The following is an 8,794-nucleotide window of genomic DNA, read 5'->3' as shown; positions in this document are numbered from 1 at the left end:
TCATGAGCAACTCACCTCGTCAAGCTAAATCACTAAATTACATGGCTACATAAAACATGCCTGAAACAAGGTTGTGCAAATATTATCAGCCGCTTAGGCTCGGAAAGCCACGCAACTTCCGTCTAGTGACCAGGCAGCATGTCACAGGAGAGTAGAGCCACCAGCCCCGTACGCCTTTGCCCGATGCGTCCATGCCAAGAATCGCCGCCTCGAATTGATGTCTGGCTATCGAAATGCCGGCGCTATGTCTGCCCGCCGGCCTCTTCGGTTTCGGAAAGCGCACGATAGCGCGCCAGATCGGGGTCGCCATCCGTGTAGAGCCCGATGAAGCCCCGGTAGCCGAAATCATCGCGCAGAAGCACAAGCAGCCGATCCAAATCCTTGTAAGTTCGATCTTCCTTGTCGCCCCACGTTCGCAGCGGCAGGAACGCGCGACGCCAGCTCGGCCGAACAAACGCCAAGTGCTCGGCCGTACCCCCGATCGCCTTGGTGATGATGAGGACATTGCGCAGATGCCCGCCGCTCTGCAGCTCCTGCCTGATTTCCCCTTCCTGTAACCCAATTGCCAAGGGTCGCTCCGCTAGTTGATAGCCCAAAGGCGGAGATAACGACGGGGCGGACTTACCGACACCGACTAATCCGCTGTCACTCGCCGAGATGTGGTCCAGAAGACTCGGAGCGGCATAAACTGCTCAGGGGCGAAAGCTGCGTCCTACCCGATGTCTACCAGCGAAAGGGGTGACCTTGCGAGCAGACAATTGGTTTTGGTCACCGCCGTTCGAACCACTGACGGCCGGAACCGTGGCCAAACAAAAGGGCGAATCTGGTGCCGCGAATTCAGTGTCCGGGAGCGCATGGCGCCCGACGTCAGCGAGCGTGACGAGATTTTTCGCCGTTGCCGCCGACCCCGTGTCGACGGATGACGGGATTGCCGTCATGACCGGCGTCCCGGTTTGGCATTGGGCAATACGACCGGATCAAGTCCCGGGAGATCGGGGCCGACGGATACAATTGCGCTCGGGTTGAGTGCCTTGATCGAACAATAGCCCCGTGGTCAGCGCGACGTACAAGTGATAGCGTCCGGTCTCGGCCTTGAAGCGATCCTCTCCAGCCGGACCTGCCACACCACCCGCAGTAATCCAATGGCGGAAGCCGGAAATCTGGCGATCAAAGCCGCCTTTGGCATCGGTGGCCTGCACCGGTTGCCAATTCGCCATCCATTTGCCGTCGACAAGCAGCGTTCATCCTCTTTCGAAATGTGGGGACGCGCAGTCGGAAAAATCTCTTGCCGAACCTCTACAAAGTCAAACTCGTCGATCCAGATCCTGAATCCGATTGAACGCCTGAAGCCCGCGCTTCACAGCGGGGCGGCCTTCGATTCGCTCAAACCATCTGCGCAAATTGGGGAGCGTCGGCCACGGAAGATCTGACTTCACCGATTGAGTGATGGTAAAGCCGGCAATGTCGGCCGCGCTGAACGTCTTGCCAGCCATGAATTCGTCATCGCCGACGTACCTTTCCGCTGTCTCGAGTGTAGCGAGCATTCGATCCTCCAGAATCGTCCGCCCCTCTTGGGCATCTGAGCCGCGAAGGGAAAATGCCGCGTGGCTGACGGCTATGACGTCGGTTACAAAGAAGAAAAAGCGCTCGAAGACGATTGCCCGGTCACGATCGTTCTCAGGCAGCAATCGACCCGCTGCTTTTCCAGCGGCATACAGAATGATCGCGTTCGATTGAGTAAGGATGAAGGGCTCTCGGTCCTCTGCTTTTTCGACGAGGACGGGGATTTTTCCCGCCGGGTTCAGTGCGAGATGGTCGACGCCCCGTTGCGCTCCACCGGAAAGGTCCACGAGCTTAGGCGTGTAGGACAGACCTGCTTCATCAAGCGCAATCGCGGCTCTGATGCAATTGCCAGTCTGCGCACCGTAAAGCTCAAGGGTGGTCTTCATACCTATGCCTTTTCATCTTTTCGGTGCCCGCAATCTGGATTGAGCCTGAAGGGGCAGCTCGGTGGCTGTCTCACTCTGGATCGATCCCAATCTCCCAACAGCCACCGTGCACACCAGCCACAGCCGTCAGGACGCGACTGCGCGGGCGGCCTGTTTGATCACATCGATCACCACGTCCGGGAAAGTGACGGGGATGGCGTGCGAAGAGTTCAGCTCAATGACGTGCGAGTGGGCGCGCTCGGCTTCGAACTTGAACTCTTCCTGGGGAATGACCGGATCCAGCAGGGGCCTGATTTGCCAGCTCGGCTTGCTCGTCCATGCGGCCGATGTCAGTGGCTCGCTGAGGGCGGCCGAGTCGATGGGGCGTTGGGTGGCGATCATCAGGGCGAGCACGCTCTCAGGCACGTCGGCGGCGAGGAGGTCGCCGTACTTGTCGGCTTTGATGAGGATATTCGTACCGCTGGTCCCGTCGGGCAAGGTGTATGGAATCAGATTGGCGGACGAAGCGAAGTCGCCGCCGGGAAACCGATAGAGACAATCGTTCGCGGATTCCCCGACCCCGGGCATAGGGGAGCCCGCATAGATGAGGCCCTTGACCTTGGGGTCGTCGTCCCCGGCCTGGGTGATGACGGCCCCGCCATAGGCGTGGGCAACGAGGATCACGGGCCCCTCGATCGTGTCCAGCAGGCTGCGCAGATAGGCAGCGTCGACCGCCGGGCCCCGCAAGGGATTGGAGAAGACCTTGACCGGGTAGCCGTCGCGCTGGAGTCCCTGGATCACTCCATGAGTCCAGAGCGACGAGTCTTCGACGGCCCCGTGCACAAGCACGATAGTGGGCTTGGATGGTTCCATATCCATAGTGATTCCTTTCAAGGAGTGTTGCGCTGGACGATGGGCGGGGCGGCTGACGGACATTGAGCCAAGCCGCCCAAGGTCATCATCTAATGTCCTCTCTTGAATAGTGGGTATTGGTTACATTCGATCGCACATGACTGCGTTTACACCGCCTCGCGCTGATCGCACTCACTGAGAGGCACCGTCGAGCCAGTGCGTCCTTACGGATATGCTGGGGCCGATGAAGCTATCTCCTGCAGATCCAGAAACCTTATTTCTTCCAAGAGACCGACCTGATCAAAATCCAAAAGATCATCAAATGTGAAACAATGACCAAGGGAGCGTAGAATGTGTAGATGTACCAAATAGTACTCAGGTTGAAATTTGGCACGTTCAACTGCAAGACGCCGCGCACTCCGTTCAACAGGTCCGCGAATCCCCAAATGTTGGATACCCACACCAGAGCAACGGCGAAACGCCAGTTACTCCGCAGAGCAAAGATGGAAGCGAGCGCCAGCGCGGCCTCTAAGAGATCACCGTAAGCAGCGCTGAAAAGGAACTCTGGGGGCAGTTTCGGATCGATCATACCCGGAACCAACAAGGTCATTCCCACATAGCGGGGCACATGCACGAAGAGCAGCGGAACCAGAGCAGAATCACGAGGAAGCTTGGTCAGGTACGGCCAAACGTACCACGCCGTGACGATGCTGAAGACGAAGACGCTCGTAAGAAGCTGCAGCCAGAATATTGTGACGCTATTCATCGCGGTCATCGCCCCATTGGTCTACTTGCCGCGCATCCGCAGCCGATCCCGAAACCAGAGTGCATCACATCTGGACATTCCATCCGCCGGCATCCGGCCGAGGTAGGCACGCAGCCTTCTACGGCACCGTTCCTAGCAAAAGCTCACCCATATGGAAAGGCATTTTTATTAAAACGCAAATTACGGCGTGCTACTTTGCGCCGCGCGTCGTGCTCACGCGCATTATGTTTTATCTCGTAGAATCAGATGTCTGACGATCTTTTCGTCGCTGTTACGGCGCCGGTCCGAGCGCGCGTAAAAAACTTCATCGCCATGATATTGAAGAGCGACGCAGTGCTTAAGGCATCCGGGCGTTGTGCAGCGCGCTGAAGCACTCGTTCGTCAATGCTTGAGCAGCATCCTGCTGCAGGAGACCACGAAGGGGCTGCGCCTTATCGGCGCCGTCGTCCAGCGCAGCCACCGCCTGCTCGACATTGTGCAGGCCGCCATTGGCGAAAATCGTCGCCCTTGGGGCGTAGCGCTTGGCGAGGTGCATCAAGGACGGACCGCCCACGGCGAAAGCGGGCTTCCATGCCTCGAAACTCGGTTACATGGACAAAGTCGGCGCCGTCATCGGCGAGGCTGCCGAAGATGATTTCCGCATCGCGCTCCGCGCCCGCCCACTTGTGGTGATAGTCGTTCACCTTGCCTTGAGAGATGCGGACGCCGACCGGCACCCTGGCGCCGACCTTCGCACGCACCTCCTTGAAGGTTTCGAGGCTCAATCGCACGCGAACGCGCGACATCTACATTCCACACGCTAAACCCTCGGCGCGGGCGATCGTAGCCTATCTTGCGGATAGCTTGCCGAGCGCCTGACGTTGTACAAGCTTGTGACGGGATCACCGAGCTACTTGCTCGGTCCCGGTGCGGCAGTCGCGAGGGAGGCGGTCCAGGCCTTGTAGTCGGCTTCCGAGACGCCCGGCAGCTTTTTCAGGAATGCCACGATCGACCAGATCTCATCGTCCTTGACGCCGGCCGCCGCGAAGCTCGGCATGCCCGTCATGTTGATGCCGTTCTTCACGACCCAGAACAATTGAGCCGGGGAGAGCTGACCGACGACATCCTTCAAATCCGGCGGATCGGGATGCAGACCCTCCGAAAATTTGGCCCAGGTGACGCCCGGACCGCCGTGACAATTGGTGCACCCATGCGAGGCGTAAGCTTGAGCGCCAGCCTGCACGGTGGCGGCATCGTTGATATTGATGGCAGGTGGGGGCTGGTCGTCGGCGTGGCGGTTGATCGAGGCGATCCGGACCCGCGTCAAGGCCCATGTGACGATCGCCGGATCTTCAGCGCTCGCCGCGACGCTGTAGAAGCCGCCGAAGAAAAACGCCGCCGCGCCGAGACCGACGACAATGGCCAGCGCGCCAATCACTGCCAGGATGCGCATGTAACCTCCAACGCGGTCGTCCGACCGCACAAACCTGTGCAACCAACGTAACAAGCGATAAATATTACCGCATCATGTACTTTACGATATCGTGATCGCGTTCGGGCAAGCATCGTCTTTCTTACCAATCAATCGGCATCACGGGCACGGAAGGTCAGCCCTCATCAATGTCGCTAGACATCATCCCGTCTCCAATTGTGACGGATTGAGATTGCAAGGTGGACGAGAGCAGCGGCGATTTCGATTGATTGCCCATTATTTGGGCGCTGCTGTGCCGATAAGCACAAGCGCCAAGGTCGAGCGGTGCCCGGCGCGCCTATGCACCCGATCGACCGATCAATCTCCGCCTCCCGCGGATACGCGGCTGCCTGCAATTGCAAGGGAACGCCCTCGGCTATGGCATGAACATTGCTCTACTTTTTGGGCTCTCCAGCATGGGAATCCCGGATGCTTACCCGTCGCAATTTGCTCGCAGCCACAGCGCTGGCGGCGCCTGCCCTGGTTGCCAGATCATCGCTTGGCCAGACCCTGCGCAAGGTGAAGCTCGGCACCGCCTTCACCACCACCACCAATGCCATGTTTCTGATGCCCGACCTCTTGAAGCCCGTGGGCATCGACGCAGACATCATCACCTTCCCGAGCCTGGTGCAGCGGATGCAGGCGGTCGCCTCCGGCTCGGTCGATGTCGGCAATGGCGGGCTGTCCGCCACCATGCAGATCGCCACCAAGGGTTTCCCGATGGCCGTGCTGGCCGACGGCTGCGACGGCGGCTGGATGCTGGTGGCCAAGCCCTCGATCACCAGCATCGCGGAGCTCGCCGGCAAGAAAGTCGCGGTGCAGAACGGTTCGATCGGGCTGGTCAGTCTGAACTGGAAGTTGCAGCACGAAGGCCTCGTCGACAAGGTGGAGCTTCTCTTCCTCGACAATCAGGACATGCCAGTGCCGCTGGCCCGCGGCGATGTCGACGCGATCTGCTGCTTCGAGCCATATGCGACCTTTGCCGAGCTCAACGGCTTCGGCAAGAAGCTGTGGGTGCCGTACGACACCCCGATGGGCAAGACCAATCTGGGATTCGTGGCCAGCATCCCCTTCATCAAGAAGGAGCCCGAGCTGACCAGGCTGCTGGTGCAGGCGCATGTGAAGGCCACCAACACGATGCGCGACAATCCGGACATCGCCATCGCGACCACCATCAAGCAGTTCAACATGAGCCAGGACGTGGCCGAAGCCAGCACGAAAAATCTGTTCTTTTCGGCCGATAGTGGGCCTGCCTTCCAGCAGGGCCTGAAAGCGCTGGCCGGCATGATGCTGGCCAACAAGATGCTCGACTCCGAGCCGAAATGGGACGAGTTCATCAACACCAGTTTCATCTGATGCGGCTCGGCGGCCTGGTCGGGCTGGTCCCCCTGGTGGGATTCCTGCTGCTCTGGCAGATCGCGGTGGCAATTCACCTCTATCCACCGGTTCTGTTGCCGCCTCCGGCCAAGGTGGCGGCAGCGTTTGCGCTCTACGGACAATCCATCGCCGGCAACACGCTGGCGAGCATCACCCGGGTGCTGATTGGCATTGGACTTGCGTTCTGCGTGGCCGTGCCGGCGGGTTTACTGATCGGCCGCTATCCCGCACTGGACCGGCTTTTCGACTGGTCGATCCAGACTTTCCGCGCGGTGCCGCCGATCTCGCTGATCCCGATGGCCATGCTGTTCTTCGGCATCGGCGACACGCCGGCCATCGTGCTGATCTTCCTGTCCGGCCTCTGGCCCTTGTTGCTGAACACCATCTTCGGCGTGCGCGGCATTGAGCGCACGATGCTGAAGGTCGCGACTGCGGCCGGCGCCAGCGAGTCCCTGATCCTGCGCGACATCATCTGGCCGGCGGCGCTGCCCAGCATCTTCACCGGTTTGCGGCTCGCCGTCGGCGGCGGCTGGCTCACGGTGGTGACGGCCGAGATGATCGCGGTCAAGTCGGGTCTCGGCTACAGGATCCTGAATGCGGAGATGACGTTTCGAACCGAGCTGGTGTTCGCCGGCATCATCGTCATCGGCGCCATCGGATTATTGGGCGATTTCGCCGTGCGCAGACTGCGTCAGCGCGCCTGTTCGTGGCAGGAGGGGCTCAACGCCACGCTCGATTGACCGGTTTCATCGAATGCATCGACGTCGGCAAGACCTATCGCGGCCGCAGCGGCGACGTGGAGGCGCTGCGCGGCATCTCGATGACCTGCGCGGCCGGGGAGTTCGTCTGCCTGCTGGGCTTGTCAGGCTGCGGCAAGAGTACGTTGCTGCAGATGATCGGTGGCCTCGAAACGCCCAGTACCGGACAGATCATTGTCGATGGGCGCGAGCTGGATGGCCCGTCGCGTTCGACCAGCATCGTATTTCAGGATCATGGCCTGTTCCCGTGGCAGACGGTGCGCAGCAATGTCGAGTTCAACATGAAGGCGCGCGGCATTGCCGCTGCCGAGCGACGCACGCGCGCCGAGGAAATGCTGGCGCTGACCGGACTGTCCGCATTTGCGACGCGCTACCCCCACGAACTGTCCGGCGGCATGCGCCAGCGCGTCGGCATTGCGCGGGCGCTGACCACGAAGCCGCGCGCGCTGTTGATGGACGAGCCGTTCGGCGCGCTGGACGCCCAGACTCGCGGCCGGCTGCAATCCGAGCTGCTCGAGATCTGGGTGGCGCAGCGCACCACCGTGCTGTTCGTGACCCACAGCATCGACGAGGCGGTCTTCCTGGCCGACCGTATTCTGGTGTTCACCCCGCGCCCCGGCCGCCTTGCCGCAGACGTGCGCGTCGATCTGTCCCGTCCGCGCGATCCGCGCAGCGAGGGTTTTGCAGAGCTGGCGCGAAGCCTGCGCATGGCGCTTGGCACCGATGGCGGCTCGGAATGACACTTTCGATCGGCTATCCTGACCTCGCATCCTGTCAACGATCGCGCAACGGCTGAAACGGAGCTGACCATGGCTTTTGCCACCACCGACGACGGCGTACGGCTGCACTACGAGGAAACCGGCAGCGGCACGCCGATCATCTTCGTTCATGAATTCGCCGGCGATCATCGCAGCTGGGAGCACCAGCTGCAGCATTTCGGCCGGCGCTACCGCGCCATCACCTATGCCGCGCGCGGCTATCCGCCGTCGGACGTGCCGGAGAACCCGGCGTCCTACAGCCAGAATCGCGCCGCCGACGATATTCTCGCGGTGCTCGATCATCTCGGCATCGCAAAGGCGCATGTCTGCGGCCTCTCGATGGGCGGCTTCGCGGCGCTGCATTTCGGCTTCCGCCATCCGTCGCGCGCCTTGTCGCTGTGCGTGGCGGGCTGCGGCTACGGTGCCGAGAAGACGATGCGCGAGCAGTTTCGCGCCGAGGCCGATGCCGTGGTGGCCTCGCTGCGGGCCGACGGCATGGCCGTCTTTGCGTCGCGCTATGCCTATGGCCCGACCCGCGTGCAGTTCGAAGCCAAGGACCCGCGCGGTTTTGCGATGTTCAAGGAAGCGCTGGCCGAGCATTCCGCGCTCGGGGCCGCCAACACCCAGCTCGGCTGCCAGAAGGAGCGGCCCTCGCTTTACGATCTGCAGACCGAGATGGCCGCTCTCACTGTGCCGACGCTGATCCTCACCGGTGACGAGGACTGGCCCTGTCTCGCGCCGGGATTGCTGATGAAGCGCACGATCCCCTCGGCGGCGCTGTCGGTGATGCCGAATTGCGGGCACACCATCAATCTCGAGGCGCCGGCGCTCTTCAATGGCATTGTCGGTGATTTCCTGGCCCAGGTCGATGCCGGTCGCTGGCCCACGCGCGACCCGCGCGCGGT

Annotated in this window: 10 protein-coding genes and 1 pseudogene; 4 read left to right on the top strand and 7 right to left on the bottom strand. The window is 61.1% G+C overall.

The genetic code is table 11. The annotated features are described in order from the left end of the window. Positions 1 to 242 precede the first annotated feature (242 nt). From WCB02_RS34000 to WCB02_RS33970, 7 genes and pseudogenes are all read right to left on the bottom strand, one after another. Complete coding sequence (locus WCB02_RS34000; protein ID WP_423965417.1) at positions 243 to 569, bottom strand: hypothetical protein; 327 nt, start codon at positions 567 to 569, stop codon at positions 243 to 245. Between the two features lie 486 nt (positions 570 to 1,055). Next, positions 1,056 to 1,238 (bottom strand): annotated as a pseudogene (locus WCB02_RS33995) (glutathione S-transferase family protein); the annotation flags it as partial. A 66-nt stretch (positions 1,239 to 1,304) separates the two neighbouring features. Then, positions 1,305 to 1,949, bottom strand: a complete 645-nt coding sequence (locus tag WCB02_RS33990; protein WP_423965415.1) for a glutathione S-transferase family protein — start codon at positions 1,947 to 1,949, stop codon at positions 1,305 to 1,307. Positions 1,950 to 2,075: 126 nt separating this feature from the next. Then, positions 2,076 to 2,801, bottom strand: a complete 726-nt coding sequence (locus WCB02_RS33985) for an alpha/beta fold hydrolase (RefSeq protein WP_423965420.1) — start codon at positions 2,799 to 2,801, stop codon at positions 2,076 to 2,078. Between the two features lie 253 nt (positions 2,802 to 3,054). Continuing rightward, positions 3,055 to 3,555, bottom strand: coding sequence for a hypothetical protein (locus WCB02_RS33980; RefSeq protein ID WP_423965413.1), 501 nt, complete (start codon positions 3,553 to 3,555; stop codon positions 3,055 to 3,057). A 328-nt stretch (positions 3,556 to 3,883) separates the two neighbouring features. Next, positions 3,884 to 4,084 carry a hypothetical protein gene (locus WCB02_RS33975; RefSeq protein ID WP_423965411.1) on the bottom strand — a complete coding sequence of 67 codons (201 nt, stop codon included), beginning with the start codon at positions 4,082 to 4,084 and terminating at the stop codon, positions 3,884 to 3,886. Positions 4,085 to 4,435: 351 nt separating this feature from the next. Then, positions 4,436 to 4,978 carry a c-type cytochrome gene (locus WCB02_RS33970; protein WP_423965408.1) on the bottom strand — a complete coding sequence of 181 codons (543 nt, stop codon included), beginning with the start codon at positions 4,976 to 4,978 and terminating at the stop codon, positions 4,436 to 4,438. Positions 4,979 to 5,425: 447 nt separating this feature from the next. Between WCB02_RS33970 and WCB02_RS33965 the strand changes: the two genes are divergently transcribed. The 4 genes from WCB02_RS33965 to WCB02_RS33950 all read left to right on the top strand — a co-directional run. After that, positions 5,426 to 6,352, top strand: coding sequence for an ABC transporter substrate-binding protein (locus WCB02_RS33965; protein WP_423965405.1), 927 nt, complete (start codon positions 5,426 to 5,428; stop codon positions 6,350 to 6,352). Beyond that, positions 6,319 to 7,113, top strand: a complete 795-nt coding sequence (locus tag WCB02_RS33960) for an ABC transporter permease (RefSeq protein WP_423965403.1) — start codon at positions 6,319 to 6,321, stop codon at positions 7,111 to 7,113. Before WCB02_RS33965 ends, WCB02_RS33960 begins: the two co-directional genes overlap by 34 nt. Before the next feature lie 56 nt (positions 7,114 to 7,169). Continuing rightward, on the top strand, positions 7,170 to 7,871 hold the full coding sequence (locus tag WCB02_RS33955; RefSeq protein ID WP_423965401.1) for an ABC transporter ATP-binding protein: 702 nt from the start codon (positions 7,170 to 7,172) through the stop codon (positions 7,869 to 7,871). Between the two features lie 69 nt (positions 7,872 to 7,940). After that, positions 7,941 to 8,794, top strand: an 854-nt coding sequence (locus WCB02_RS33950) for an alpha/beta fold hydrolase (protein ID WP_423965399.1), incomplete at its 3' end; no start/stop codon positions are given.

It is taken from the genome of Bradyrhizobium sp. (assembly GCF_049581145.1).
In the GTDB taxonomy this organism is placed as follows: Bacteria; Pseudomonadota; Alphaproteobacteria; order Rhizobiales; family Xanthobacteraceae; genus Bradyrhizobium.
The sequence above is the reverse complement of the archived record's forward strand: the minus strand, read 5'-3'. Positions and strand labels throughout refer to the sequence as shown.